A 25,722-nucleotide genomic window follows, 5' to 3' on the forward strand; every position below is an offset into this window, starting at 1 on the left:
GGCGGTCGATGCTGTCACACGTGTTCATCGGCATCGCAGATTTCGTTCAGGCAAAAGCGTTCTACGCCGCCGTTATGGCCGAGCTCGGATTTGCTCTGAAATTTGAAGACCCGGAGCGGCAATGGGCCGGCTGGATGCAGCCCGGTGTTCCGCGTCCCCTGTTCCTGGTGGGCGTCCCCTTCGACGGCCGGCCCGCTCAACCCGGCAACGGCCAGATGGTCGCGCTGCTTGCCCCCGATCGAGGGGCGGTCAATCGATGTCATGCGGCCGCACTTGCTTTAGGTGCAGCCGATGAAGGGGGCCCTGGGCTCAGGCCGCAGTACCATCCGGATTATTATGGCGCCTACTTCCGAGACCCGGACGGGAACAAGCTCTGCGTCTGCTGTCACGATCCGGTGTCATCGTCGTCCGATGAATCCCTCCGCGCCCAAGATGTCGTGGAGCGTGCTCCATGACGGCCTGAAGAAGGATGCGCCACAGCGCGGAGGACAAAGCCGGTCGACAATAACAGGGTGAAAACGTCGACATCCCAAGGCAAGCAACTTGCCGGCCGCTCGTGCGCGGGTCGAACACGAGCCCGGCTCCGGCTATAGAACGCCTTCCACCAGGATCGATCCCGTGCCCCGCGCCATTCTCATCGTTCTCGATTCCGTCGGCTGCGGCGCGGCGGAGGATGCCGCGGACTACGGTGATGTCGGCGCCGATACGCTCGGCCACATCGCCGAGGCTTGCGCGAGAGGCGACGCGGCCAGGGAGGGAGTGCGATCGGGTCCGATCGTCCTCCCCTGGCTCGATCGGCTGGGGCTCGGTTCGGCGTGCCTCGCCTCGATCGGACGGGTCCCACCAGGACTGCACGCCGCGCCACGCGACACCGGCTGGGGCTACGGTGTCGAGCGTTCCGCCGGCAAGGACACGCCCTCGGGCCATTGGGAGCTGGCCGGCACGCCCGTCCCGTTCGCCTGGGGGTATTTCCCGCAGTCCGAACCCTGCTTCCCGCAAGATCTGGTCACCGCGCTCGTCAGCGAAGGCAAGTTGCCAGGCATCTTGGGCAACCGCCACGCCTCCGGCACCAGCATCATCGAGGAGCTCGGCGACGAGCACCTCCGCACCGGCAAGCCGATCTGCTACACCTCGATCGATTCCGTGTTCCAGATCGCGGCGCACGAGGAGAGTTTTGGGCTGACCCGGCTCTACGATCTTTGCCGGATCGCCCGCCGGCTCTGCGACCCCTTGAATATCGGCCGCGTGATCGCGCGCCCCTTCGTGGGCCATTCGCATGCGGATTTCCGACGCACGGCAAACCGCAAGGATTTCGCGGTGCCGCCACCGTCAGGCCATCTCTTGGCGCGCGCCGCTCAGGCCGGCCGCGCGGTCGTCAGCATCGGCAAGATCGGCGACATCTTCGCCCATGTCGACACAGGCACGGAACGGAAGGGCGCCAGCAACGATGCCAATCTCGACCTTGTGCTCGAAACCCTGCCGGACCTCGCCGACGGCGGGCTGATCGTGGCCAATCTGGTCGATTTCGACACCGAGTTCGGCCATCGCCGTGATGTCGCGGGCTACGCGGCCTGCCTCGAAGCCTTCGACCGGCGCGTGCCGGAGATCATCGAGCGGTTGCGCCCCGACGATCTCCTGATCCTCGTCGCCGACCACGGGAACGATCCGACCTTTCGCGGCAACGATCACACCCGCGAGCACGTGCCGATCCTCGCGCACTGCGCTGCGCGCGATGGGATGCGGATCGGACGGCGCGGGAGCTTGGCCGATGTCGGCGCCACGATCGCGCGCCACCTCGGCCTCTCGCCGACGCCTGCCGGAGAGGCCTGGTTCTGACGCTTGGCTCGCGGCGACCGGCAAGCCATCGACAACCTCACCAGCCGTCGCCGGCCCGGCGCCAGTCGCGCTCCGGGCAAGGCTGCCGGTGAAAACCGCGCTCGCCGTCATAGCCACCGCGATCCCATCCGTCGCGGACGACGCGATAGCGCGGCGCCTCGCGATAGACCGGGCGGCTGGGCTCATCGAAGCCGGCCTCGTCATAGCCGGGGTCCACGAAGCGCTGCCGGTAGATCGGGCGTGGGGCCTGCTCGACGACCGTGTAATTGTCGTCGTACTCGGCCGAATGGGCCAGCGTCGAGCCGGCTGCGGCGCCCAACAGCGCGCCGATGATGAGAGCGGCGTTCTGCCCGTTGCGGGCCTCGGCGGCGTGCGGGACCAGCAGACCCAGCGACGTAACGGCAGCGAGAAGAAGAGCGGGCGCTTTGCGAGTGACGAAAGCCATGGCTTTCACCGTCCTGAGCGGTTCCGCACCTCCCGGTGGGAGGATCATTCGGAACCATGGGGAGATCATGCCGCCGGCGGGCTGAATGCACCGGGAACGCCGCACTTATCGGCCGTTCATCTGCCCTCGATGCAACCCAGGGCTTGCCAAGCCGCTCCTCCCACCCGCGAATGGGGCCGACGTTTCGCCCTGATCACGAGCCCGCATGCAAAGCCAGACCCTGCCGACCGGCGCCGACAGCCTCTCGCCCCTTCGCGCGCTGTTCGCCGACCGCCGCCTCGGCACCATGGTGGGGCTCGGCTTCTCGTCCGGCATCCCGTTCCTGCTCGTCTACATCACGCAATCGGCCTGGCTCAGCGAGGCCAAGGTGCCGCTCGGCACGCTGGGCCTGATGAGCGAGATGACGCTCGCCTACAAGTTCAAGTTCCTGTGGGCGCCCTTTCTCGACCGCTACGATCCGCCGGTCTTCGGCCGGCTGTTGGGACGCCGGCGCGGCTGGATCGTGGTGGCGCAGATCGGCATCGCGCTCACGCTCGCCGGCATCGCCTTCGGCGATCCCGCCCATTGGCTCACCTGGACGGTCCTGTTCTCGCTCGCATTGGGCTTCGCGGGCGCGACCCAGGATGTGGTCATCGACGGCTGGCGCATCACGGTCGCGCCCGTCGAGCGGCAGGCCCTCATGTCCTCCTGGTCGGAGGTGGGGTGGCGTATCGGCAATCTCGTGGCCGGCGCGGGCGCGCTCTATCTCGCCGATGCGTTCGGCTGGCGCGCCGCCTATCTCTGCATGGCTTTCTGCATGCTCCCCGGCTTGATCGCCGCCCTGATGGCGCCGGAACCGCAATCCGACACGGCCGCGCAGCCGCCGCCCTCGAGCTTCGTGGACACGATCGTGGCGCCGATCCGCGATCTGATCGGGCGGCTCGGGCCTCTGGCCCTCCCGACCCTGCTGCTCGTCGCCGGCTTCCGCATGCCGGGCTATATTTCGAACGCCATGGCGGTGCCGCTGTTCAAGAGCCTGCACTATTCGAATTCGGACATCGCCACGGTCACGAAGCTCTTCGGCTTCCCGGTCGCGCTCGCGGGCACATTCTTCGCAAGTTGGGTGGTCAAGCGCATCGGGCTGATGCGCAGCCTTCTCTGCGGCACGGTCTTCGCCTCGGCGTCGCACCTCAGCCTCGCCTATCTGGCCGTACACGGCGACCATGGCGGCGGCGAGTTCTGGCTCTTCGCCACCAGCGTCAGCATCGACGATTTCGCCTATTCGTTCGCGTCGATCATCCTCATCACCTACATGTCGGCGCTGGCCACGACCGAACATGCCGCGACCCAATATGCCCTGCTGACCTCGCTCTGCGCCATGCCGGGCAGCCTGCTGGCCGGCGCTTCGGGCTTCCTGATCGAGCGGATGAGCTTCGAATGGTTCTTCACCATGACGGCGCTGATCGGCGCCCCGGTGGCGCTCCTGTGCTGGTGGGTGTCGCGGCGGCAGGGAGGTGTCGCGCCGGGGCAGAAGGGTGACTGAGTGACGGCAGCCTCCGCTCTCCTCGGCTGACACACCTCACCTCACCAGGCTGACGCTACTCCGGCTTTCACAAGTTTAATCTTGCTCCCAGAACCCGATGCAGCGTCGAATGATTGTATAGACGAGGGGATTCAAGAGGAGGCGTTCCTATGAATTACAATATTGTTACATTCAGCTCGGCGTTGCTTCTCCTGGCTGGAGCCGCCACCGCGAATGCGGCGACGAGCCCCGCCAAGGCGGCGGACGCCGGCCCCGTCATCCAAAACAGCCAGGCGATGGCGGCGGCCGACCAAATGCATCCGATGAACATGCGGCAGCAGATCCAGGATCAACTCACCAAGAACGGCTATTCGGCCGTGACCGTGATGCCATCCTCCTTCTTCGTCCGCGCCAAGGACAAGATGGGCAATCCGGTCGCGATGGTGATCGGCCCGGACAGTTTTACCGAGGTGACGGACGTGGTGAAGAAAACAGCCTCGGCGACGCCCGCCCCGAAAGCCGGTGGAACCGACGACCCGACGCCGGTTGCCGCGCAGAAGTAACGCAACCCCGATCGATCGCAAACGGCCCGGCCTCGACCGGGCCGTTTGCGCATGTCCACACCCAGAAGCAAGGTCGGCTCCGATGGGCCGACCTTGCTTTGTTGGTTACCGGTAGTGGCAGCGGCCGTAGCGACCACGATACATGCGGGGCGGACAACCGCGCGGCGCGCCGGTCATCATGGCGCGAATACTGCCGCGCGGGCCGCGATTGAGGCGGCAGCCGCCGTAGGGACCCCGGTGCGCGCCGAACCCGCAGCCTGCGCGCGCCAGGATCACCGGGCTGTCCTGGGCCAGCGGCGCGGCCGGCATGGCCTCGGCGCCGCCTATCGCGAACAGCATCGCGCCCGCCGCGAGGACCAAGCTGGTGATTTTCATCGTTGCTCTCCCTTGGTGAATATGGCCCTGCGTCGGGCCATCATGCGCAGGCTAGGACGCGGAAGATGAAGCGGCGATGAAGCGGGCGGAGGCCGCGGCGATGCGAAGTCGCTGGGCATCGGCGCCGCGCCGTGTCATGCACGGCAGCGTGACAGATCACCCTCCCCCGGTTTCGCCGCACCCGCTTGCCAGCCTGGGGTGGTCCGACTTCTTCGAGCATCAGCGCGCGCCCGGCGACGCGGGTTTCGTGCCGCGCCGGATCGCCGAGGTTCACCGCGCCCGCCTGACCGGCCTCTCCGACGCCGGCCCGGTGCGGCTGACGATCGCGGCCAATACCAACACCGGGGACTTCGCGGTGGGCGACTGGGTGCTGGTCGACCCTCACACCGAAACGCTGCACCGCCGCCTGCAGCGCCGGACGGTGCTGGAGCGTCACGTCGAGAACAGCCGCGTCCCGCAACTCGCCGCCGCCAATGTGGACACGCTGTTCATCGTCACCTCCTGCAACGCCGATTTCAACCCGGCGCGGCTCGAACGCTATCTGGCCCTGGCGAACCAGGGCGGCGCCGCCTCGGTCATCGTGCTGACCAAGGCGGACGACACGAATGAGGCGGACAGCTATCGACGGCAGGCCGCCGCGCTGCAACGCGATCTTCCGGTCCTGATGCTCGATCCGCGCGCCCGCGCTTCAGTCGCGACCCTCGCGCCCTGGTGCGGTTTCGGACAGACGGTGGCGATGGTCGGCTCCTCCGGGGTCGGCAAATCGACGCTCGTGAACACGCTGGCCGGCCCCGACCAGGAGGCGCCGCAACAGACCGGCGCGATCCGCGAACACGATGCCAAGGGACGCCACACCACGACCGCCCGCTCCCTGCACGCCATCGCGGGCGGCGGCTGGGTGATCGACACGCCCGGCATGCGCACGCTGCACGTGGGCGACGCCGCGGAGGGGATCGGCACGCTCTTCGCCGAGATCACCGAACTCGCCCCCCTGTGCCGCTTCAGCGATTGCACCCACGCCCACGAACCCGGCTGCGCCGTCCAGGCCGCCGTCAAAGCCGGCACCCTCGACCCCGCCCGCCTCGCCCGCTGGCGCACCCTCTTCGACGAGAACAAGGACAACACGCCGGTGCTGGTCGGGCCGAGGGGGAATAGGACGTTTGCGGGGCGGCCGCGGAGGCGGTGAGCCACGGACCAGCCTGGGTCGCGGCGCAACCGGACAGCGGGAGTAATTCACCGGGCCATTGTTGCAGGCGGCCATCCTTGCGCGGGCCCGCCGCGGTCGGTATCCTTGACCTCATTTCTAGAGGGCCTGCCGTGCCGCTCACTTTAGCCAAAAATTCTGTTAGCAGAACCCTGAGCCCTTCCGTGTTGGTCAATCGGGCCCATCCGAGAACGGTTGCCATTCACGCGTTCCAGAGCGTCTCCCAAGGGTCCAGGAGCCCGGTTACCATCATCGGCGGCGACGGGTGTCGATCCATCCGCCCGAATAAACCGAGTTAGGACCCGACCTTCTGCCAGACTGTCTAACATCCGTGCGCGAGAACGTCTTCTACGGCTGCTCTACAGCATTGTTGGGGCCAGCACGCAGACGCACGGGTGACCACTGCAGCGGCGCCTCATCCGAAGAGAATGGCTCCTGGGACCGCCACCAGCCCCTCGGTATCAATGTCGTTTACGTGCCATTCGCCAGCGGTCGCCAGTGTAGAATTTAGTGACGTGATGCAAAAAAGAATGTACGTAGGCTCGTCAAAACCGCTCACTCAATCGAAGCTATGTCTCTCGAACGAAATATGGAACATGTCGAGGAGCAAGGAGCATCTGTCGTTTTGGCAGGCAACTTCAATCCAGCCATCTTTAATCCTGACTGGCTAGTTCGCCAGGAAGTCGTCTCCTCGGCAGAACTAGATGAAGGGGGCGTGAACGTCATACATGCTGAAGTTGCCCAATTTAAAGTTGGCTCTCTTCGGTTTGAGATACTGATTGATCGATTCACGGTACACGCTCTTTCGGAGCCATTCGTTAGGGTTGCAGACGTTATCGCGGATATCTTTGCGAAGGCGCTACCGCACACTCCCATCACCGCGATGGGCATAAACTACTTCGCCCACTTCCGTGTTTTGAGCCGCCAGCAACAGACTGCTTTCGGCAGAACGCTTGCACCAATCCAGCCATGGGGCGACTGGGGCAGCACGCTGGAAAGCGATATTTCAGAGCAGGTTGGGGGACTAACAAGCCTGTCGATGCAACAAGTTTCTCCTCCAGACCGCGCGTCCGGCCACATAATGGTAACTGTACAGCCATCCGCGCACATCCCTGCAGGGCAAGGTGTTTTCTTTCAGCACAATGATCACTTCTCGATTGCTAAGAACGAATCCAGCATCGATTTCCCTGGCCTTTGCTTAAAACAATTAACTCCCTCGTTGCAGAGAGCGCGATCCGTTTTGTCTCATCTTATTTCAGTTGCTAGAGGCTTGTAATGCCCACGGCTGCGCTTCGAGAAATAGTGCCAGAGACGGTACGGGCTAACAAGTCAAGCTACGGTTTCGTTTCTCATGAAGTGAGCATTGACCGGGATTTAAGAGTTGTCGACCGCGCTGCTAAGCGCTTTACCCTGCAACGACATCCCGAGTTTCAGCCTGAGCTGTTTACAGGGGCTCGCAAAAATGAGGAGATCCTTTTTCACGTCGAAGGCTTTTTCAAGAGATCAGAAATCACGGGCATATCGGTGAACACCCTACAGGAGTGGCAGGGCTGCGTCGAAGGCATAGAAGACAGTCGCTTCAATGCTCGAATCGTTGATCTGACTCGACCGTCAACAGACGCCGAGTTCACAACCATACCGTTCAAGATCGTCGACAAGGTTGACCGGCATAAAATCCAACGTGGTGCTCTGTTTCATCTCATAATCGGCTACACGCGAGAAAAAGGTGGAACTTACTCACGCAAGCCAATCATTTACTTCCGCAAATATGCTCCCGAATCGACGAGAATTGGTGCAAAGGCAGCCTCTCTTTTGAGTAGTTTACGTGACGCTTCCCGCATCAAAACCAGGCCTGCAAGAGATTGAGGTATCGATATTTAGCCGTGGATATGGCGAGTCGATCTGTATTCACGTCGGACAAGGCAAGTGGCTGATTATTGACAGCTTGCTTACTAGCAGCGGCCAGCCTGTAGCGCTGGAGTATTTAATTTCACTCGGCTGCGATCTGCAAAGTGACGTCGTGGCTATTCTGATTACTCATTGGCATGATGATCATATTGGAGGCGCAGCCTCACTCATCGCACAGTGCTCCTCTGCAATAATCGCGTTATCGGGAGTTCTATTGGAAGACGAGTTCATTACGTTACTACAGCGGGCAGACCCGCCCTCTACGAGCACTATTTCAAGCGGCATCGATGAACTTGTGCAAGTGCTTAGTTTGATTAAGCACAGAGACTCTATGTTTTGCTGGCATAATCAAATTATTGCTGAGGATCGATCAACTTTTCCATTTAGATTCGAGTCATTATCACCGAGTAGTGGAGACTTTGTTGATTTCATGGAATCTATCCGAAATTATGTCTTGTCTGATGAGCCCGGGCGACGCATTATTTCGCCACCCCGTAATGACGCATCAGTCGCAGCAGTCGTCGAAATCCAGGCAGACAAGCTACTGTTCGGGGCAGACTTGGAAACAAGCAAGTTGAGTACCGGCTGGGATGCGCTTAACCGAGCGGCGTGGCGTAACAGAGGTCAAGCTTGCTTCTTCAAAATTCCTCATCACGGATCCGTAACCGGTCATCACCCTTTGACGTGGACAGACCTGTTGCTCAGTGACGTCACTTCGGGACTGACGCCTTGGAGTAGAGGTCGCAAACTTCCCTCCAATACAGATGTGGACAGAATACTACGCTATACCTCAAACGCGCATATAGCTTCGCGCGTCAGGGTTGGAAAAAGCAAAAAGCGTGATCAAAGGGTGGAGCAAACGCTTACCAAATTTGGCATCCAGGTTGAAGGAGGTGACCAGACGTTAGGCCATTTACGTTTTCGTAAATTGCTTACTTCCAAGTGGCAAGTTGAGTACGGCGGTGATAGTTCGAAGCTGTCGCATATGATCCCACCTGGAGCCTGAGTAGCCGCTAGACAGATTTGCATGTCCTCTGAGCGAATCGGCGCGCGATGAGACAGCTGGAAAACGTGTTTAAGCCGCCACATCCACCCGTTCCGCCCCCGCATCCCCCAATTCCTTCTTCTGCGCCGCATAGAACGACGCATTGTGCTCCCCCCGCAGCGCCTCGCGGGTGAATTGGATGAGGTGGTGGCAGACGAAGCCCATGTTGTAGATGGCCTCGATCTGGCCCTTCTTCAGCGCGTGCCAGGCCGAGCGCCAGAAGACGCCGCGGTAGTCGGATTTGACGCCGATCTGCCAGATGATGTTGGCGCCCATGAAGAGGCCGCGACGCAGGTTCGCGCGGGTCAGCTTGCCCTTGGCCGGGGTCTTGATGCGGTTGCCGTAGGTCACGTCCATCTGGGTGCGGAAGCGGCTGAAGATGTTTTCCGGGCTGTAGGCATGCGCGATGGCGCGGCGCCAGCTCGCCACCACGGCATCGTGCGGGCGCAGGAATTTGACGTTCGATTCGAGCTTGGGGTCGTCGATCAGCCGGTCGGCCTTGGCGAGCCGGTCCCACAGGGGCGTCTTGGGCAGCGCCTGCAGGATGTTGATGGTGAGCACCGGCACGGCCGAGCGGTCGATGAATTCGATGAGGCGCTGCTCCGATTCGTCGGATTCGGAATCGAGCCCCAGGATGATGCCGGAGGTCACCTCCAGGCCGTAGCTGTTCAGCGTGTTGAGCGCCTCGAACATCGGCACGGCATTGTTGTGGTCCTTGGCGATGGCCTTCAGCGCATCGAGTTCCGGCGTCTCGATGCCGACGAAGACCGTGAAGAAGCCCGCCTGCTTCATCAGCTCCAGGATCTCGGGCTGCTTCGCCATGTTGAGCGTCGCCTCGCAGGCGAATTGCAGCGGGTAGTCGTGCTTCTTCTGCCATTCCACCAGATGCGGCAGCATCTCCTTCGTGGCCTTGCGGTTGGCGATGAAATTGTCGTCGACGAAATAGATCACGGCCGGGTGCGCCGGCTGCGAGATGAAGGCGTCGAGCTCCGCCAGCAGTTGCTCGGGCGTCTTCAGCCGCGCCTGCCGGCCATAGAGGGCCGGAATGTCGCAAAACTCGCACCGGTAGGGGCAGCCGGAACTGAACTGCAGCGAGCCGAGCAGGTATTTCTTCAGCGGCAGCTGATCATAGGCCGGCAGCGGAAAGTCGGAGAGCGGCATGCGCTCGACGGTGGTGAGCACCACCTGGGCGGCCGGCGGCGTGAGGTCGGCATCGAGGATGCGGATCAGCTGGTCGGTGGCGTCGCCGATCTCGCCCGAATGCAGGTAATCGAACTCGGGGTATTTTTCCGGCGCGCCCGAGGCCGAGGAGCCGCCGATACACGTCACCTTGCCGAAGCGCTTGGCCTTCTCGTGAATGACGTGGATCTGCTTTTCCTGGATGTGCATGCCGGAGACGAAGACCGCATCGGCCCATTGATAATCCTCGTCGCTGGCCGGCCGGAGGTTCTCGTCGATGAAGCGAACGTCCCACTTCTCCGGCAGATAGGCCGCGATGACGAGCAGCCCCTGCGGGGGCATGAAGGCCTTGACGCCCGGCATCAGCGGATAAGCGTGGGAGAAGGTGCCGAAGGAGGGGGTGTAGTGCGGGAAGACGCACAGAATGCGCCGGACATTGGAAACTTCAACGGTAGAACGCACCCAGACAACTCCTCGGCCGCGACCTGATTTTCAAGGAGATTCTAGCACGGAAAACGGCGGCGGCGAGGCCCCGGTGCATCTTCCTTGTCCCGCCCTCGCGGGAGACGGGAGAGCCGTGCTACAGGGACGCGCAGCCGTAAAGGGAGAAAGCCAAATGGAAGGCGTCCACGTCGTCGATCACCCGCTGGTGCAGCACAAGCTGACCCTGATGCGGACGGACAGCCGGTCCACCAAGGGGTTCCGGCAGTTGCTGAACGAGATCGGCATGCTGCTCTGCTACGAAGTGACGCGTGACCTGCCGACGGAACTCGTCGACATCGAGACGCCGCTACAGCCCATGAAGGCCCCCATGATCGCCGGCAAGAAGCTGGTCTTCGCGCCCATCCTGCGGGCCGGCGTCGGATTTCTCGACGGGATGCTCGATCTCGTGCCCTCCGCCCGCGTGGCTCATATCGGGCTCTACCGCGACCCCGAAACGCTGCAGGCGGTGGAATATTACTTCAAGGCGCCGAGCGATCTCGCCGACCGCCTGACCATCGTGATGGACCCGATGCTGGCGACCGCGAACTCGGCCGTCGCGGCGATCGACCGGCTGAAGGCGCGCGGCGCCAAGGACATCCGATTCGTGTGCCTGCTCGCCGCGCCCGAGGGCATCAAGCGCCTGCGCGACGCGCACCCGGAAGTGACGATCTGGACGGCGGCGGTCGACAGCCACCTCAACGACCACGGCTACATCGTGCCGGGCCTCGGCGACGCGGGCGACCGGATGTTCGGCACGAAGTGAGTGTTTAGGCCGCAGCGCCCGCCGAGGATTGCCGGGCGAGGTTTCGGGCCTCGGCCCCGGCCAGCGCGATATTGCGCTGGCGACGGCGCTGCAATTGCTGGTCGGCCAGCACGCCGAGCAGGATCACGGCGCCCATCACGGCGAAATTGAGCGAGCTCGGGATGCCCAGCATGTTGACGAGGTTCTGCAGCACCTGCAGCAGCACGGTGCCGAGCACGATGCCGATGATCGATCCCTCCCCGCCCCGCAGCGAGCAGCCGCCGAGCACCGCCGACGCGATGGCATAGAGCTCATAGAAGTTGCCGTGCGCCGAGGGTGAGACGGACTGGGTGTAGAACACGAAGAACACGGCCGACAGACCCGACAAAAGGCCCGAGAGCACATAGGCGGTCGTGATCACCCGCGCCGTGGGAATACCGGAGAAGCGAGCCGCCTCCTCGTTCTTGCCGACCGCGAAGAGATAGCGGCCGAAGACAGACTTATGCAGCACCACGCTCATGATCGCCGCGACGATGACGAGGAAGATGAAGGTGTGGGGCACGTTGTAGCTGCGGCCCGACATCAGCCATTCCAGGTTCTCGTAGCCGCCGCCGTAGCCGAAGCCTTGCGTCGAGTCGGCCGTGTACCAGCGCGCGATGCCGCGGTAGAGCAGCAGCCCGCACAAGGTGACCACGAAGGGCTGCATCTTGAGGCGCGTCACCAGCGTGCCGTGGATGCCGCCGAGGACCACGCCGCCGGCGACCGTGACCAGCAGCGCCAAGGGCCAACCGAGGTCGTAGTTGATCAAGAGGTCGAGGAAGATGATCCCGAGCAGAGCGAACATCGAGCCGACCGACAATTCGATGCCGCCGGTGATGATCACCAAACCTTCGCCGATGGCGAACAGGCCAAACAGCCCGATCTGGTTCGCGAGGTTCATCAGGTTGACCTGCGACAGGAACTGCGGGTTGATCGTCGCCGTCACGCCGCCGATCACCACGATGAGCAGGAAAAGTCCAAGCTCTTTCTTAAGCATGGGCGGCAACGTCCTCTTGACCCGTGTGGCCGACGGCAAGCATCAGCACATTGTGTTCTGAGAAATCCTTGCGGTCGAGGAAGCCGCTGATACGGCCCTCGTGCATCACCGCGATGCGGTCGCTGACCCCGATGACCTCTTCCATGTCACTGGAGATCATCAGGATGGCGACGCCGCGGTCGGCGAGCGCCCGCATCAGCGCATAGATCTCGCTCTTGGCCCCGACATCGATGCCGCGTGTCGGCTCGTCGAAGATGATCGCCTTCGGGCGCATCGAGAGCCACTTGCCGAGCACGACCTTCTGCTGGTTGCCGCCCGACAGCGTGATGGCCTTGGTGTCGACGCTCGGCGCCTTGATGGAAAGGCTGCGGCGCTGTTCTTCGGCCACCTTGTGCTCGCGACCGCCGTCGACCAGCATCATCGGCGCGTAGCTGTCGAGATCGGCGAGCGAGATGTTCTCGACGATCGGCATGTCGAGAAGCAGGCCGCAGCGTTTTCGGTCCTCCGGAATGAGGTAGATGCCCTCGGCGATGGCGTCCCGCGCGGTGTTCACACGGATGGGCGTGCCGTTCAGCGTGATGCCGCCCGCGACCGGCGGCTGGACGCCGAAGACAGTCTCGGCGAGGCTCGTGCGGCCGGAGCCGATGAGGCCGGCGAGCCCCAAAATTTCTCCGAACCGAACCGACAGGCTGACAGCCCGGTCCGGAAAGGCTGAGGTCACGAGCTCCTTGACATCAAGCCCGGCATTTTGCGGGACGGTTTTCGGCTGAATGTAGATCGATTTCAGGTCTCGCCCGATCATCAGGCGGATCATGGCGGCGTGGCTGATCTCGGCTTTGGCGAGTTCGCCGACACGTTTGCCGTCCCGCAGCACGACGACGCGGTCGCAGCAATCCCTTACCTCGGCGAGCCGGTGCGAAATATAGATCACACTCACGCCGTCGGCCCGCAATTCGGCGATCACGCCAAGCAAGCGCTCCGTCTCGGTCAGGGTCAGGCTCGATGTCGGCTCGTCCATGATGATGATGCGCGCGTCGAGCGACAGGGCCTTGGCGATCTCGACCATCTGGCGTTGCGCGATCGATAAGGTCTCGACGGAGTCGCCGGGTCCGAAATCGACGCCGAGCCGCGTGAGCAGCGGCGCCACGCGCGCATGCATAGTCGCTTCGTCAACGAGATTGAGAATGCCGCCTCGGCGTGGTTCGCGGCCGATGAACACATTCGCGGCCACATCGAGATTTTCGAAGAGGTTGAGTTCCTGATGCACGAAGGCGATGCCGGCCTTGGTGGCTTCCTTGACCGTGAGGGTCGGAAATTCGGTGCCGTCAACGACGATGACGCCTGCGGTCGGCGCGACGACACCCCCGAGGATCTTCATCAGCGTCGACTTGCCGGCCCCATTCTCGCCGATCAGGCCGAGGATCTCAGCCTTGCCGACCGACAGGCTGACACCGTCAAGCGCCGTCACGCCCGGATAGGTCTTGATGATCCCACGCAATTCGAGAAGGGTCTCGGCCATTCCTGCCTAATTGTTCGAGCGACGAAATATGGTGGCCCGCCCGCCTCGCACGGCGAAAGCGCGGTCTGCCGGCCCGGGTTTGCGGGTACAGTCCCGAAACAGCATGACGGCGCAGGACCTCGCGGCCCCGCGCCCGCCGGTTGCGACGCTTACTTCTTCAACAGATCTCGAACGCGCGTCGAGAATTCCTTCACGTTGGACTTGTCGATGATTTGCGTCGGAATAATCTGTAGTTTGTTGGCGGGAACGACCGACTTGTCGCCCTCGATGTATTTCGCAAGGTTCTTGATCGACTGATAGCCGAACTCGTAGGGCTGCTGCACGACAGTGCCGTCGATCACGCCTTCCGCCACGCCCTTCAACGTCTGCTGATCCTCGTCGAAGCCGACGATCTTGACCTTGCCTTCCTTGCCGGCCGCCTTCACCGCATTGTAGATCTGCGGTGTATTGTAGGCCCAGAGGCCGGCGAGCAGGTCGATGTCGGGGTATTTGGTCAAAGTGTCTTCCACATTCGCCTTGGCTTTGGCCTGATCGCCGCCGTCGGTGCGAATGTCGATGATCTCGATCTTGGTGCCGGCGATCACTTCCTTGATGCCCTGGCTCCGCTCACGCGCATTGGCGGCGTCCATGGTGCCGACGAACAGCATGATCTTGCCGCCGTTCGGCAGCGCCTTCTTGATGAGCTCGCCCGCCTGCCGCCCCGCCGCGACATTGTCGGTGCCGATATACATGACGCGGTTCGATTTCGGCGCATCGGCATCCTGCGTGAACAGGACGGCCTTGGACGCGACCTGATTCAGGATCTCGGTGGAATTGTCGGGATTGACCGGGCTGATCGAGACGCCAGCAACGCCCTTGGCGAGAAGATCTTCGAGAATACGCTTCTGGGCGGCGGCCGACATTTCGCCAGGAATGTAGAATTCGACGTTGTAGTTCGGCAGCTCCTTCTGAGCCTTTTCCGTGCCGCGACGCGCGATGGTCCAGAAATCGGCCGGGACGTTCACCACGAAGGCAAGCGTCTTCTTGTCGGCAGCGACGCTGGGCTGGATCAACGCGGCCCCCGCGATCAGCACGGATGCAGCAGACAGCAGGGTACGTTTCGTAAAGCGATGCATTGGCGTTCCTCCCGCGGACTTATCATTCACCGCCAGCGACCGTTGGACTGCTGGCGCCGACACGTCCCGCACCGTGCCGATTTTCGCGTTTCTTCGAACGCGCTCCAGAAAAGTTTGCGCATTTTTCCCGCAACCCGTCCACTAGAATTTTAGTGCGGTCGTAGAGAGAGATTCCGGGATGCGTAGTTGGCATATAAACCGATACGCTCCGACCATCGGCTCGACAATGGAGAGAGATATGGCCCGATCCGGCGGCAAGGTGCCTGCCACCAAACGGCCCCGAGGCGGCGGCGGCGGTCTGGAAGCCCAGTCGAGCATGATGAGTGTCGCTCAGAGCCTTGCGGAACTGGCGCGTCTGCTCTTCCAAGAGATGAGCCGTAAAAAACCACGGGACGCCATGGTCGAGCGCTACAGCATCCTGTTCCAGGACGGCCTGACGGAACTCCGCATCGCAGCCAACGGCGGTGACGTCGCGGCGGCTCGCGATATCGGGGAAGTCCAGAAGGCCGTCGCGGCCGCGCTGCCGGCCGGCAATGGCGAGCCGGTCGCGATCATGCTTTTGGCACGGGCCTTTGCGGAGGCTCAACTCGATCCTGGACCGGCCTTGCGCGACGTCATGATGCAGGCGCTCGCTGATCTGCCGGAAGCATCCGAAGATGAGAGTCCGGAAGGTTCAGTCGACCCCTTCTCCGACCTCGCGGCGGCGCTTGGGGACGATCCTTTCGCGCTGCACGCCGAGCTTGCCGCCACAGGTTCGGCGTTGCCGAGCGAACATCGCGCCGCGATGGCCACCCTCTTGGCCGCGTCGCCGAACCCGACGGTCTGCAAATCGACCTTGGGATTTGCGCTGTCGCCTGACGCCGTGGTGGCTCACGCGGCGCTTACGGCCTTGAAAGACGCCAAGATCGATGGACCGGTCGCTACGGTCCTGTCGGCGTGGCTTATGCAGATCCGGTTTTGGGTCGGAGAGAAACGCCGGCCAGAGATCGACGCCGCGATCCGCAGTCTGCGCGCGAAATCGTCGCAGGGCGTCGAGCGCCCACCCCGCTCGGAGGTTCGACTTGTGCTGGCCTCGATCTGCGATGGTGCCGGTGCCCAAAGCCTGTTTGCCATGGTCAAGCGTGGCCGACGCTTCGCCGTGGCCTGTGTCCTGGTCAAACTCGGGACCGGCATCGCGGATGCCTGGATTCGCGACGCGCTGACCAAGGCGGACGCGGAGGCCTTCATCAACGACGTTCTGGCCGGCGTCGAAAGCGTCGAAATCTCCATGGTGTTGTTTGAACGGCGGCTCGCCGATGCCCTCGTGGCTCATCTTGACACCGGCACGCCACCGCCCTTCCACCTGCTTCAGGCCATGGATGTCCTGGGGCTTTCCAGCCTGCGACCGGACGCTTCACCGCCTGCGGTGCTCGCCGAGGCCCTGCTGGCGGGACTGCCGGCGGACCTGACAGGTCCCGCTGCCGTGGAGGACGCACATCGGCGTTCCCTGACATGGATGCAGGAGTTCGAGACAGTCGCATCCTGGTTCGAGGCCGGTGAAGACGTCGAGGCTCTGCTCCGCCCCTTGAAGTCCCGCAAGCAGCGGCTGGTCGCGGTGACGACCAAGCTGCTCCCGGGGCGGCGCAAAGCCTGGGCGGAGCGTTGCGCCTGGACGTCTGCCGTTCTTAAAGAGGAGGCGGAGCCCGACGAACTGTTGTGGGTCGATTTTGCTCTCGTGTCCCGCGATCTGGCGGGAACGAGGCCACTTGAGGAAATCCCGCTGGCGGGCTTCATCGCGAGCGCAACCGTCGAAGCTTTTCTGCAGCGCTGAGCGTGGCGGCGGCTGATCCCGCAGTTGCTTGGAGACAGTCGGCCGGCACAGGCATTATACCCTCGTCTCAGCGCTCGGCTTCGCGATCGAGAAGCGCGCGTTTGCGATCCACCCCCCAGCGATAGCCCGACAAACCGCCGTCGGAACGCACCACCCGGTGGCAGGGGATCGCCACCGCCAGAGCATTGGCGGCGCAAGCTTGCGCCACGGCCCGCACGGCACGCGGCAGGCCGATGGTTGCCGCGATCTCCGCATAGCTCGCAGTGCGGCCTGGCGGGATGGCCCGCAGGGCCTCCCACACCCGCCGCTGGAACGCCGTCCCGGCGATGTCGAGCGGCAGGTCGAGGCGGCCGCCTGGGGCCTCCACCAGTCCGATGACCGTGGCGACGTGCCGCTCGAAGTCCGGGTCGCCGCCGATGAGTTCCGCCTTCGGAAACCGGTCCTGCAGATCGCGAACCAGCGCGTCCGGGTCGTCGCCGAGCAGGATGGCGCAGAGCCCGCGTGGGGTCGCGGCCACCAGGATCGCGCCGAGCGAACAGGCCCCGACCGCGAAGCGGATCACCGTCTCCCTCCCGCCCGTCCGATAAGCCGAGGGCGTCATGCCCAGCGCCTCATCGGCTGCCGCATAGGCGCGACTGCTCGCATTGAAGCCGGCTTCGTATATGGCCTGTGTCACGTTTGCGTCGGGCGCCGCCAGGGCCGCCTGCAAGCGGCCCGTCCGGTGCGCCACCGCATAGGCTCGGGGCGTCACCCCTGTCGCGGCCTTGAACACGCGATGGAAATGGAACGGGCTCAACCCAGCCTGACGGGCCAGCACGGCGAGGCTCGGCAGGGTCTCGGCCGCCGCGATGGTCCGGCACGCGTCAGCCACAACAGCGGCATGAGCGTCGGCCTGTCCGTGCTGGTCGGGCCGACAGCGCAAACAGGGACGGAAGCCGGCTCGGGCCGCCGCTGCCGCGCTGCCGTAGAAGCTGACATTCTCGGCCTTCGCGCGCCGAGACGGGCAGGAGGGACGGCAATAGACCCCGGTCGTCGCCACCGCATAGACGAAGCTTCCGTCGAGCGTGGCGTCACGCTCCATCACAGCGCGCCATCGCGCGTCCTGCTGCGTTTGAACCGTCTTGGTGGTGTCTCCCATCGCCATCGCCGACATGTCGTTTCCCGCTGACCAGAGTAGCATCACCGGACCGTAGACGCGCCTTTGGCCCGCCGCACCCCGGACCTTGCTTTCGAATTCCGAGGCCGTTGTGTCTTGCGGGCCGGCAGATCGGCAAGGCGGCCGAGGGTCGGCTACCGACCGAACTTGGACTCTGAGATTGTCATCGGTGTTGAGCCGCTTGCGGATCACAAGCAGGACTTCGGGCTGTGCAAACTCAAGCCTACGCACCATACTGCTCCCTCGACCTGCCGCGGAAAGCTTTCATTCCGCTATGCTGGTCAACGAAGCGACATCTCTCCGCCATGTACGCCAGTTGCGGAGTCCAACAATGGCTTGCCAGGCCCTGCCAGCCAGTCGGAGAGATGATACAGCTTTCCGAACTCGGCCCTGAGCGACGCGATATCCGCATGGCCTGCGAGGCGGCCATCGTCGATCAAGGATGCCAAACCGCCCAGGAACGCGTTCTCCTGAAGAAGGCTGTCCGGCAATCGTTGATAGGTGATCGGCTTACCGGCAGCGCGGGTGAGCTCTTTCTGGAGATCGATCCCTGTCACCTGGTCGCCTGCGATCTCGATGGTGCGACCGGCATATCGTACCGGGTCGGCAAACACGCCGGCCACGATCTTCCCGATGTCGTCGGCCGCGATGATCTGCGCGGATTGGTCAGGACGTAGGAAGAATGTGAAAACGCCCTGGTCGAGCCCCATGCCCGGCAGCGTCAGCAGTTCCATGAACGCGGCCGGACGGACAATCGTGCTGCGCAGAGGCAGGCCGCGGATGTGTTCTTCGATCTGGGTCTTGCTATCGAAGTGGCCCATGCCGGTAGGGCCTTGCCCAGCCGCGTTGACCGACGTGTACACGAGGTGTTGAACGCCGTGAGCAAGCGCGAGATTGGCGATCGTCGTGCCATAGCGAACCTCCTGCTCGTCAGTGACACCATAGGCGGGTCCTTGACCCGAACTGGGTTGCACGCTGAACACTCCGTAGACACCCGACATGGCAGCCTCGATCGAGACGGGATCGGCCAGGTCGCCGGGAACAACGGCCACGCCTGCCGATGCCAGGGCACGGGCCTTCGCGCTGCGCGGATCGCGGACAAGAGCTCTGACCGACCATCCTTTCGCCTTGAGCGCGGCTGTGACGGCCCCACCCTGCTGCCCGGTCGCACCGAACACCAGCACGGTCCTTTTGCCCGAACCGCTTTCGGCGTCGCTCAATCTTTGCGCTTTCTCGACCATCGTGCCGACCTCCTGTCGCTGAAAGCCGAATAGGTATATAAATCGTACTAGTATGCAATTAGGCACCTGAAGCGTACCAGGTACGTTGGAGTATCCCGCATGGCGCAAGCGGCACCCGAATCCATCGAACTCAACCGTCTGGTGTTGGAAGAGCTGACCGGCAAGTGGACGCTGCTTGTTCTTGATGCCCTTTGTGCCGGTCCCATGCGGTTCAACGCGCTGCGACGAACGCAAAAGGGCATCACGCAACGCGCGTTGACGCAGTGCCTCAGACGGCTTGAGGCCAGCGGCTTCATCAAACGCATGGTCGTCAGCACGGCGCCGGTCGCGGTCGTGTACGAAATTTCAACGCTCGGCCGTTCGCTTGAACCTCATCTGCAGGCGATGCTGCGATGGGCGGAAGAGCATCGAGGGGAGGTCATGGCCGCTCAGGCCGCATATGCAGCGTCTGCTGCCGTATGAGTACATTGATGTGCGAATGAATAGTCTTGCGCCGTTTCGCAGCCGCCGCGAAACGGAGGGTTGGGAGTTGCATCACGCAGGTTCAAATGTCTGCTGCTGTCTCGCGCAGCGGACGCAAGTGACGGCCCCCTACACACTGCCGTTACCGCAGGCACCCCACGGCAACAAAACACGCAGGTTCCGGCGCTTGCGCCCTTTCCCGACCTCGAAGTCTCGTGCCATGTTGCACGCGGCTGAGCTTCGCGGCTCCCGACCTTGTTTTGGTGGAGTGATCCTGATGATGACGCGTTGCACGCGTGGTGCGGCTGTCCTGGCCGGTGCGAGCCTTCTGGCGCTCTGTGCGACGGCGGCGTCCGCCGCCAGCGTCAAGCCGGCCGTGGTCTATGACATCGGCGGCAAATTCGACAAATCCTTCAACGAAGGCGTGTTTCACGGCGCCGAGAAGTTCAAGTCCGACACCGGCATCGACTTCCGCGACTTCGAGGTGACCAACGACGCCCAGCGCGAACAGGCCTTGCGCAAATTCGCCCGCGACGGCTTCAACCCGATCGTGGCAGTGGGCTTCGGACAGGCGCAGCCGCTTGAAAAGGTCGCGGCCGAATTCCCCAACACCCATTTCACCATCATCGATTCCGTGGTCGACAAGCCGAACGTGCAGTCGATCACGTTCCGCGAGGAACAGGGCTCGTTCCTGGTCGGGCTTCTGGCCAGCAAAGCTTCGAAGGACGGCAAGGTCGGCTTCGTCGGCGGCATGGACATCCCCCTGATCCGCAAATTCGGCTGCGGCTATGTCCAGGGTGCGAAATACGCGAACCCGAAAGCCGACGTGTACCAGAACATGACCGGCACCACCGGCGCCGCATGGCGTGATCCGGTGAAGGGCGGCGAACTCGCCCGCTCGCAGATCGACCGCGGCGCAGAGGTGATCTATGCGGCTGCCGGCGCGACCGGCCTCGGCGTGCTTCGCGCTGCGGCCGACGGGGGTAAGCTCGGCATCGGCGTCGATTCGAACCAGGACGGCCTGTTTCCGGGCAAGATCCTAACCTCCATGCTCAAACATGTCGACGTGGCGACCTACAAGACCTTCATGGACGCCAAGGACGGCACCTGGAAGCCGGGCAGTCAGGTTCTTGGCCTCAAGGAAGATGGCGTGGGCTATTCCTACGACGACTATAACAAGGCGCTGATCACGCCCGAAATGAAGGCGGCAGCCGACGCTGCCGCCAAGGACATCATCGACGGCAAGATCCAAGTGCACGACTACATGTCGGACTCGAAGTGCCCTGAGTAGGCGCGAATGCCCGTTGCGGCGGCCATCGAACTCGAAGGCATCGACAAGAGTTTCGGCGCGGTTCACGCCAACAGGAACGTGACCCTGAGCGTGGCGGCAGGCTCGATCCACGGCATCGTGGGCGAGAATGGCGCCGGCAAGTCGACCCTCATGTCGATCCTGTACGGCTTTTATGAAGCCGATGCGGGCGAGATCCGGGTCGGCGGCACGCCTGTGAAGATCGGCTCGTCGCGACAGGCCATCGCGCACGGGATCGGCATGGTGCACCAGCACTTCATGCTGGTAGATACGTTGAGCGTGCTCGACAATGTCATGCTCGGCGCCGAGGGCGGCGCGCTCGTGGCCCGAGGCGCCGCGGCGATCCGGGTCAAACTCGCGGAGCTTGGCCGCGCCTACGGTCTCGTGGTGGATCCCGACGCGCTTGTCGGCGATCTCGGGGTGGGCCTGCAGCAGCGCGTCGAGATCCTGAAGGCGCTGGTGCGCGGGGCCACGATCCTGATCCTCGACGAGCCGACCGCCGTGCTCACCCCGCCCGAGGCCGACCAGCTGTTCGGCATGCTCGATACGCTGCGGCGCGAGGGCAAGACGGTGATCTTCATCACCCACAAGCTGCGCGAGATCATGCACATCACCGATCGTGTCTCGGTGATGCGGCGTGGCGAGATCGTACTGACGACCGAGACGGCCGCGACCTCGCCGGCCCAACTCGCCGATGCCATGGTGGGTCGCCGGGTGCTGCTGACCGTCGCCAAAGGCCCCGCCACGCCCGGCCCCGTGCGCCTGGAAGCACGCGGCCTGACGGTTCTAGGCAGCAACGGCGTGGCGCTGGTCGACGATGTCTCGTTCACCTTAAGGGCCGGCGAAATCACCGGGCTCGCCGGCGTCGCGGGCAACGGCCAATCGGAGCTGCTGGAAGCGCTTGCCGGAATCCGCCCGATCGCGGCGGGCGAGATTCTCATCGACGGGAAAGTCGTGCCTGCGACGAGCCACAACCCAAAGGCGATCCGGACCCTCGGCCTCGCCCATGTGCCGGAGGACCGGCACCGCATGGGCCTCATCATGCCGTTCGAGGCCGCCGAAAGCGCCATCCTCGGCATTCATACCGATCCAGCTTTCGGGCGCGGCCCCTGGTTGTCGCGCAAGTCCATCATCGCGGATCTCGCCCGCAAGATGGCGGGCTACGACATTCGGCCGCCAAATCCGCGGCTGAAGACGGCGAATTTTTCCGGCGGCAATCAGCAGAAGATCGTTCTCGCCCGCGAGATGGAGCGCGATCCCGGCATCGTGCTCGCCGGGCAGCCGACGCGGGGTGTCGACATCGGCGCCATCGAGTTCATCCACAGCCGCCTCGTCGCCTTGCGCGATGCCGGCAAGGCCGTGCTGGTCGTCTCGGTCGAGCTCGACGAGATCATGGCGCTCGCCGATCAGATCCTCGTGATGTGCGGCGGCCGTCTCACCGGCGCGCGCACGCCGCCGCCTGACGCCGCCAACGATGAGCGTTTCGTCGGCGACCTCGGTCTGCTGATGGCCGGCGTAACGGAGCAAGCGGCGTGATCGCACCGCGCGTCAGCTTCGTCACGCTCGGCGTCGCTTCCGTGGCGGTCAGCCGTGCCTTCTACGAGAGGCTCGGTTGGACGGCATCCGGCGCCAGCCAGGAGGGCGTCGCGTTTTTCCAGCTCGGACCCGTGGTGCTGGCGCTGTTCGGCCGACAGGACCTCGCCGACGATGCGCAAGTCGCAAACACCCCGGCAGGCTTTTCCGGCATCAGCCTCGCCCAGAATTTTGCGAGCCCCGGTGAGGTCGACCTTGCTTATGAGGCCGCGCTTTCGGCGGGCGCCACACCGCTGAAGCCGCCCGGGCCGGTCTTCTGGGGAGGACATACGGCCTATTTCGCCGATCCCGACGGATTTGCCTGGGAACTGGCCCACAATCCGTTTTTTCCGTTGGACGACACCGGGGCCGTGATCCTTCCACCATGAGCGCCCCCATCACTCTGCCCCGCTGGGCCGACCTCGTGCTCGTGCCCGTGCTCAGCGTTCTCACGGCCTTCGTGGTCGGCGGCCTCGTGGTCGCGGCCATCGGGGTCAGCCCTTGGGACGCCACCAGGACCCTGATCACCGGCAGCCTCGGCAGCGGCGAGGCGCTCGGCTTCACGCTCTATTACACCACCGACTTCATCTTCACGGGTCTTGCGGTGGCGCTCGCCTTTCAGGCCGGGCTGTTCAACATCGGCGGCGAAGGACAGGCAACGCTCGGCGGCCTCGGCGCGGCGCTCGTCTGCCTGCACGGTGGCTTCCTGCCCGGCTGGCTGCTGATCCCCCTGGGGATCGTCGCCGCGGCGGTCTTCGGCGGCATCTGGGGCCTCGTGCCCGGCTATCTGCAGGCCAAACGCGGCAGTCACATCGTCATCACCACCATCATGTTCAACTGGCTGGCCTCCACCCTGATGGGCTACCTGCTGGTCAACGGCATGCGGGCACCACAGTCGATGGAACCGGAAACCGTCCCGTTCCCGCCGCAGGCCGCGATCCCGACCGTGCACGGCATCCTGGAGGCGCTCGGGATTCCCTCTGCCACCACGCCGCTCAACCTGAGCTTCCTGCTGGCACTCGCCTGTGCTTTCGCGATGTGGCTCTTCATCTGGCGCACCCGGACCGGCTACGAGATCCGGACCACCGGCGCGAACCCGACCGCCGCCGTCTATGGCGGCATCGCACCAGCCTGGATCATCATGCTCACCATGGGATTGTCGGGAGCACTCGCGAGCGGGGTCGCGGTCAATGAGATCATGGGCGTGCAGAACCGGCTGCTGCTCGAATTCACGGCCGGCTACGGCTTCGTCGGCATCGCGGTGGCGCTGATGGGGCGCGCCCATCCGGTGGGGATCGTCTTCGCGAGCTTATTGTTCGGCATCCTCTATCAGGGCGGCGCCGAGCTCGCCTTCGACCAGCCGAAGATCTCGCGCGACATGATCGTGGCCATCCAGGGCTTCGTCGTGCTGTTCGCCGGCGCCCTCGATGGCCTCTACCGCCCCCACCTCGCCCGTATCTTCACCGCCCTGCCCCGCACCCGCTCGGGGCCGATTTGAATGAGAATCGCCTGCATTCGAAACCGAAAGCGAGGCACGCTTTCCCAGTTGCCCTCCTTGCGGCCCTTCCATTCACAACACTTGGCGGGACATGAGAAATCTCCGTCTCGCTTGTGGAGAGGGGTTGGGGGTCGAGACAATGGAGGCACTTGGTCTGCTGATCAGGCTCCAGGATCGTTGCGACCTTCACCCCCTGCCCCTCTCCACAAGGGAGAGGGGAGAAAACCACGGCCCAGCCTTCATAAGAGGTGTAACTCCGATAGGCGCATGCAGGGCAAAGGAGTGGATGCCCAGCGTTACGCCCTAGGTTCTCAGCCGGCCGCAGGGACATCGGCCTCATGTTGACCGGACTGGCATCCGACACCGCACTGATCCTCGCCTCCAGCCTGCGGCTCGCGGTGCCGCTGATCTTCGCCTGCATCGCCGGCCTCTGGTCGGAACGCTCCGGCGTGGTCGACATCGGGCTTGAGGGCAAGATGCTGGTTGCGGCTTTCGCGAGCGCGGTCGTGGCCTATCAGGTGGACAGCGCCTGGGCGGGCCTTGCGGCCGGCATCCTGGCGTCGGTGGCGTTGGGACTTGTGCACGGCTTCGCGGTGATCGACCAGCGCGGCAACCAGATCGTCTCGGGCGCCGCCATCAATCTCGTGGCCGCCGGGCTCACGGCGCTGCTCGGCAATGCCTGGTACGGCGAAGGCGGCCGGACACCGCAGCTCGATTCAGTGGCGTCCCGCTTTCATGAAATCCCCTGGCCCGGAGAAGCGAGCCTCGGTGCGATCCCGGTCCTCGGACCATTCTACAGCAATCTCCTGGCCGGCCATGTTGTCCTGACCTACCTGGCGATCCTGCTGGTGCCTTTAACGTCTTTCGTGCTCTACCGCACCCGGTTTGGCCTGCGACTTCGGGCGACGGGGGAGAACCCGGCCGCCGTCGACACGGCTGGCATTTCCGTGCGCGGTTTGCGCTACGCGGGGGTCGTCATCTGCGGGGTGCTGTGCGGATTTGCCGGCACCTACCTGTCTGTTGCCCAGGCCGCCAGCTTCCTGCCCTCGATGACAGCCGGCAAGGGGTTCATTGCCCTCGCGGCTCTCGTGTTCTCGAAATGGCGGCCTTGGCCCGCCCTTTTCACCTGCCTGCTCTTCGGCTTTCTCGACGCGATCTCGATCCGGCTTCAAGGTGCCGTCATTCCGGGTGTGGGCGAAGTTCCGGTTCAGGCGATCCAGGCGCTGCCATATCTCCTGACAGTGATCCTGCTGGCCGGTTTCGTGGGCCGCGCCATCCCGCCCAAGGCGTCCGGGATACCGTATGTGAAAGAACGATAATGACCGACCTCGATCCGCTTTTCGACCTCGCCCGGCAGGCGCGGGAGAGGGCCTATGCGCCCTATTCGCACTTCAAGGTCGGGGCGGCGATCCGCACACCGTCAGGCGCCTTGTTCGCCGGTGCCAATGTCGAAAACGCCGCTTATCCGCAAGGTGCCTGTGCGGAAGCTGCGGCGATCTCGGCCATGATTCTGGGCGGAGAAACCCGCATCGCCGAGATTTTGGTGATCGGCGAGGGGGACGGGCTCGTCACGCCATGTGGAGGATGCCGGCAGCGCATCCGTGAATTCGCCTCGGCCGACACGCCGATTCATATCGCGAGTCTCAAAGGCCGTCGTGCAAGCTTCACCTTGACCGAACTCTTACCGCATAGCTTTGGACCGGAAAACCTGATGACATGACGA

25 protein-coding genes are annotated in these 25,722 nt (G+C 63.7%); 17 read left to right on the top strand and 8 right to left on the bottom strand.

All coding sequences use genetic code 11. The features are described 5' to 3' along the window. Nucleotides 1-8 precede the first annotated feature (8 nt). Entirely contained in the window at nt 9-455 is a 447-nt protein-coding gene (locus tag M8523_RS05070; RefSeq protein WP_282583737.1) for a VOC family protein, read from the top strand. A gap of 163 nt (nt 456-618) precedes the next feature. Then, nucleotides 619-1,836: a phosphopentomutase gene (locus tag M8523_RS05075; RefSeq protein ID WP_282583738.1), complete on the top strand. Its 1,218-nt coding sequence runs from the start codon at nt 619-621 to the stop codon at nt 1,834-1,836. Between the two features lie 37 nt (nt 1,837-1,873). Here M8523_RS05075 and M8523_RS05080 read toward each other — a convergent pair whose 3' ends face one another. Then, nucleotides 1,874-2,281 carry a hypothetical protein gene (locus tag M8523_RS05080; RefSeq protein ID WP_282583739.1) on the bottom strand — a complete coding sequence of 136 codons (408 nt, stop codon included), beginning with the start codon at nt 2,279-2,281 and terminating at the stop codon, nt 1,874-1,876. 205 nt (nt 2,282-2,486) lie between these two features. Here M8523_RS05080 and M8523_RS05085 point away from each other — a divergent pair, with 205 nt between their 5' ends. Together M8523_RS05085 and M8523_RS05090 are read left to right on the top strand one after the other, a co-directional pair. Continuing rightward, a complete protein-coding gene (locus M8523_RS05085) occupies nt 2,487-3,803 on the top strand; it encodes an AmpG family muropeptide MFS transporter (RefSeq protein ID WP_282583740.1) in 1,317 nt (438 codons plus the stop codon). Nucleotides 3,804-3,952: 149 nt separating this feature from the next. Further along, on the top strand, nt 3,953-4,345 hold the full coding sequence (locus M8523_RS05090) for a hypothetical protein (RefSeq protein ID WP_282583741.1): 393 nt from the start codon (nt 3,953-3,955) through the stop codon (nt 4,343-4,345). 105 nt (nt 4,346-4,450) lie between these two features. On the opposite strand, the gene M8523_RS05095 is transcribed toward M8523_RS05090, so the two are convergent. Further along, nucleotides 4,451-4,720 carry a GCG_CRPN prefix-to-repeats domain-containing protein gene (locus M8523_RS05095; protein ID WP_282583742.1) on the bottom strand — a complete coding sequence of 90 codons (270 nt, stop codon included), beginning with the start codon at nt 4,718-4,720 and terminating at the stop codon, nt 4,451-4,453. A 136-nt stretch (nt 4,721-4,856) separates the two neighbouring features. Between M8523_RS05095 and rsgA the strand changes: the two genes are divergently transcribed. From rsgA to M8523_RS05115, 4 genes are all read left to right on the top strand, one after another. Beyond that, complete coding sequence (gene rsgA, locus M8523_RS05100; protein ID WP_282583832.1) at nt 4,857-5,906, top strand: ribosome small subunit-dependent GTPase A; 1,050 nt, start codon at nt 4,857-4,859, stop codon at nt 5,904-5,906. Nucleotides 5,907-6,513: 607 nt separating this feature from the next. Then, nucleotides 6,514-7,200: a hypothetical protein gene (locus M8523_RS05105; RefSeq protein WP_282583743.1), complete on the top strand. Its 687-nt coding sequence runs from the start codon at nt 6,514-6,516 to the stop codon at nt 7,198-7,200. Next, nucleotides 7,200-7,790: a hypothetical protein gene (locus M8523_RS05110; RefSeq protein WP_282583744.1), complete on the top strand. Its 591-nt coding sequence runs from the start codon at nt 7,200-7,202 to the stop codon at nt 7,788-7,790. The genes M8523_RS05105 and M8523_RS05110 overlap by 1 nt, the downstream gene beginning before the upstream one ends. Further along, complete coding sequence (locus tag M8523_RS05115) at nt 7,750-8,838, top strand: MBL fold metallo-hydrolase (RefSeq protein ID WP_282583745.1); 1,089 nt, start codon at nt 7,750-7,752, stop codon at nt 8,836-8,838. The genes M8523_RS05110 and M8523_RS05115 overlap by 41 nt, the downstream gene beginning before the upstream one ends. Nucleotides 8,839-8,907: 69 nt before the next feature. On the opposite strand, the gene M8523_RS05120 is transcribed toward M8523_RS05115, so the two are convergent. After that, the gene (locus tag M8523_RS05120) at nt 8,908-10,518 is read right to left on the bottom strand and encodes a B12-binding domain-containing radical SAM protein (protein WP_282583746.1); all 1,611 of its coding nucleotides are present in this window, start codon (nt 10,516-10,518) and stop codon (nt 8,908-8,910) included. Nucleotides 10,519-10,672: 154 nt separating this feature from the next. Between M8523_RS05120 and upp the strand changes: the two genes are divergently transcribed. Then, on the top strand, nt 10,673-11,302 hold the full coding sequence (gene upp / locus M8523_RS05125; RefSeq protein WP_282583747.1) for a uracil phosphoribosyltransferase: 630 nt from the start codon (nt 10,673-10,675) through the stop codon (nt 11,300-11,302). Nucleotides 11,303-11,306: 4 nt separating this feature from the next. Here the strand turns inward: upp and M8523_RS05130 are convergent, their stop codons facing one another. From M8523_RS05130 to M8523_RS05140, 3 genes are all read right to left on the bottom strand, one after another. After that, nucleotides 11,307-12,317, bottom strand: a complete 1,011-nt coding sequence (locus M8523_RS05130) for an ABC transporter permease (protein WP_282583748.1) — start codon at nt 12,315-12,317, stop codon at nt 11,307-11,309. After that, a complete protein-coding gene (locus M8523_RS05135; protein WP_282583749.1) occupies nt 12,310-13,836 on the bottom strand; it encodes a sugar ABC transporter ATP-binding protein in 1,527 nt (508 codons plus the stop codon). Before M8523_RS05135 ends, M8523_RS05130 begins: the two co-directional genes overlap by 8 nt. A gap of 149 nt (nt 13,837-13,985) precedes the next feature. Then, a complete protein-coding gene (locus tag M8523_RS05140; protein WP_282583750.1) occupies nt 13,986-14,951 on the bottom strand; it encodes a sugar-binding protein in 966 nt (321 codons plus the stop codon). 238 nt (nt 14,952-15,189) lie between these two features. Between M8523_RS05140 and M8523_RS05145 the strand changes: the two genes are divergently transcribed. Beyond that, nucleotides 15,190-16,761, top strand: coding sequence for a Y4lR C-terminal helical domain-containing protein (locus tag M8523_RS05145; RefSeq protein ID WP_282583751.1), 1,572 nt, complete (start codon nt 15,190-15,192; stop codon nt 16,759-16,761). Between the two features lie 67 nt (nt 16,762-16,828). Here the strand turns inward: M8523_RS05145 and ada are convergent, their stop codons facing one another. Both ada and M8523_RS05155 read right to left on the bottom strand, forming a co-directional pair. Continuing rightward, nucleotides 16,829-17,914, bottom strand: a complete 1,086-nt coding sequence (gene ada / locus M8523_RS05150) for a bifunctional DNA-binding transcriptional regulator/O6-methylguanine-DNA methyltransferase Ada (RefSeq protein ID WP_282583752.1) — start codon at nt 17,912-17,914, stop codon at nt 16,829-16,831. A 284-nt stretch (nt 17,915-18,198) separates the two neighbouring features. Next, nucleotides 18,199-19,266 carry an NmrA/HSCARG family protein gene (locus tag M8523_RS05155; protein ID WP_282583753.1) on the bottom strand — a complete coding sequence of 356 codons (1,068 nt, stop codon included), beginning with the start codon at nt 19,264-19,266 and terminating at the stop codon, nt 18,199-18,201. Here M8523_RS05155 and M8523_RS05160 point away from each other — a divergent pair. The 7 genes from M8523_RS05160 to cdd all read left to right on the top strand — a co-directional run bounded on the left by M8523_RS05160 (nt 19,258) and on the right by cdd (nt 25,719). Further along, entirely contained in the window at nt 19,258-19,620 is a 363-nt protein-coding gene (locus tag M8523_RS05160; protein ID WP_282583754.1) for a winged helix-turn-helix transcriptional regulator, read from the top strand. The two genes, M8523_RS05155 and M8523_RS05160, sit on opposite strands and share 9 nt — an antisense overlap. A 280-nt stretch (nt 19,621-19,900) precedes the next feature. After that, entirely contained in the window at nt 19,901-20,911 is a 1,011-nt protein-coding gene (locus M8523_RS05165; protein ID WP_282583833.1) for a BMP family lipoprotein, read from the top strand. 6 nt (nt 20,912-20,917) lie between these two features. Continuing rightward, nucleotides 20,918-22,465: an ABC transporter ATP-binding protein gene (locus M8523_RS05170; RefSeq protein ID WP_282583755.1), complete on the top strand. Its 1,548-nt coding sequence runs from the start codon at nt 20,918-20,920 to the stop codon at nt 22,463-22,465. Next, a complete protein-coding gene (locus M8523_RS05175; RefSeq protein WP_345894223.1) occupies nt 22,462-22,890 on the top strand; it encodes a VOC family protein in 429 nt (142 codons plus the stop codon). Before M8523_RS05170 ends, M8523_RS05175 begins: the two co-directional genes overlap by 4 nt. Next, on the top strand, nt 22,887-23,999 hold the full coding sequence (locus M8523_RS05180) for an ABC transporter permease (RefSeq protein ID WP_282583756.1): 1,113 nt from the start codon (nt 22,887-22,889) through the stop codon (nt 23,997-23,999). The genes M8523_RS05175 and M8523_RS05180 overlap by 4 nt, the downstream gene beginning before the upstream one ends. 338 nt (nt 24,000-24,337) lie before the next feature. Then, nucleotides 24,338-25,318 carry an ABC transporter permease gene (locus M8523_RS05185; RefSeq protein ID WP_282583757.1) on the top strand — a complete coding sequence of 327 codons (981 nt, stop codon included), beginning with the start codon at nt 24,338-24,340 and terminating at the stop codon, nt 25,316-25,318. Beyond that, nucleotides 25,318-25,719 carry a cytidine deaminase gene (gene cdd, locus M8523_RS05190; protein ID WP_282583758.1) on the top strand — a complete coding sequence of 134 codons (402 nt, stop codon included), beginning with the start codon at nt 25,318-25,320 and terminating at the stop codon, nt 25,717-25,719. The genes M8523_RS05185 and cdd overlap by 1 nt, the downstream gene beginning before the upstream one ends. Nucleotides 25,720-25,722: the final 3 nt, after the last annotated feature.

This window comes from Lichenifustis flavocetrariae (assembly GCF_026130545.1).
GTDB classification, from domain to species: Bacteria; Pseudomonadota; Alphaproteobacteria; order Rhizobiales; family Beijerinckiaceae; genus Lichenihabitans; species Lichenihabitans flavocetrariae.

Coding starts and splice junctions, on each gene's coding strand:
- M8523_RS05085 (WP_282583740.1), top strand. CDS start 2,487: ATGCAAAGCCAGACCCTGCCGACCGGCGCCGACAGCCTCTCGCCCCTT.
- M8523_RS05095 (WP_282583742.1), bottom strand. CDS start 4,720: ATGAAAATCACCAGCTTGGTCCTCGCGGCGGGCGCGATGCTGTTCGCG.
- M8523_RS05180 (WP_282583756.1), top strand. CDS start 22,887: ATGAGCGCCCCCATCACTCTGCCCCGCTGGGCCGACCTCGTGCTCGTG.
- M8523_RS05140 (WP_282583750.1), bottom strand. CDS start 14,951: ATGCATCGCTTTACGAAACGTACCCTGCTGTCTGCTGCATCCGTGCTG.
- M8523_RS05145 (WP_282583751.1), top strand. CDS start 15,190: ATGGCCCGATCCGGCGGCAAGGTGCCTGCCACCAAACGGCCCCGAGGC.
- M8523_RS05105 (WP_282583743.1), top strand. CDS start 6,514: ATGGAACATGTCGAGGAGCAAGGAGCATCTGTCGTTTTGGCAGGCAAC.
- M8523_RS05090 (WP_282583741.1), top strand. CDS start 3,953: ATGAATTACAATATTGTTACATTCAGCTCGGCGTTGCTTCTCCTGGCT.
- upp (WP_282583747.1), top strand. CDS start 10,673: ATGGAAGGCGTCCACGTCGTCGATCACCCGCTGGTGCAGCACAAGCTG.
- M8523_RS05165 (WP_282583833.1), top strand. CDS start 19,901: ATGACGCGTTGCACGCGTGGTGCGGCTGTCCTGGCCGGTGCGAGCCTT.
- M8523_RS05160 (WP_282583754.1), top strand. CDS start 19,258: ATGGCGCAAGCGGCACCCGAATCCATCGAACTCAACCGTCTGGTGTTG.
- M8523_RS05130 (WP_282583748.1), bottom strand. CDS start 12,317: ATGCTTAAGAAAGAGCTTGGACTTTTCCTGCTCATCGTGGTGATCGGC.
- M8523_RS05080 (WP_282583739.1), bottom strand. CDS start 2,281: ATGGCTTTCGTCACTCGCAAAGCGCCCGCTCTTCTTCTCGCTGCCGTT.
- cdd (WP_282583758.1), top strand. CDS start 25,318: ATGACCGACCTCGATCCGCTTTTCGACCTCGCCCGGCAGGCGCGGGAG.
- M8523_RS05070 (WP_282583737.1), top strand. CDS start 9: ATGCTGTCACACGTGTTCATCGGCATCGCAGATTTCGTTCAGGCAAAA.
- rsgA (WP_282583832.1), top strand. CDS start 4,857: ATGCACGGCAGCGTGACAGATCACCCTCCCCCGGTTTCGCCGCACCCG.
- ada (WP_282583752.1), bottom strand. CDS start 17,914: ATGTCGGCGATGGCGATGGGAGACACCACCAAGACGGTTCAAACGCAG.
- M8523_RS05170 (WP_282583755.1), top strand. CDS start 20,918: ATGCCCGTTGCGGCGGCCATCGAACTCGAAGGCATCGACAAGAGTTTC.
- M8523_RS05135 (WP_282583749.1), bottom strand. CDS start 13,836: ATGGCCGAGACCCTTCTCGAATTGCGTGGGATCATCAAGACCTATCCG.
- M8523_RS05185 (WP_282583757.1), top strand. CDS start 24,338: ATGTTGACCGGACTGGCATCCGACACCGCACTGATCCTCGCCTCCAGC.
- M8523_RS05110 (WP_282583744.1), top strand. CDS start 7,200: ATGCCCACGGCTGCGCTTCGAGAAATAGTGCCAGAGACGGTACGGGCT.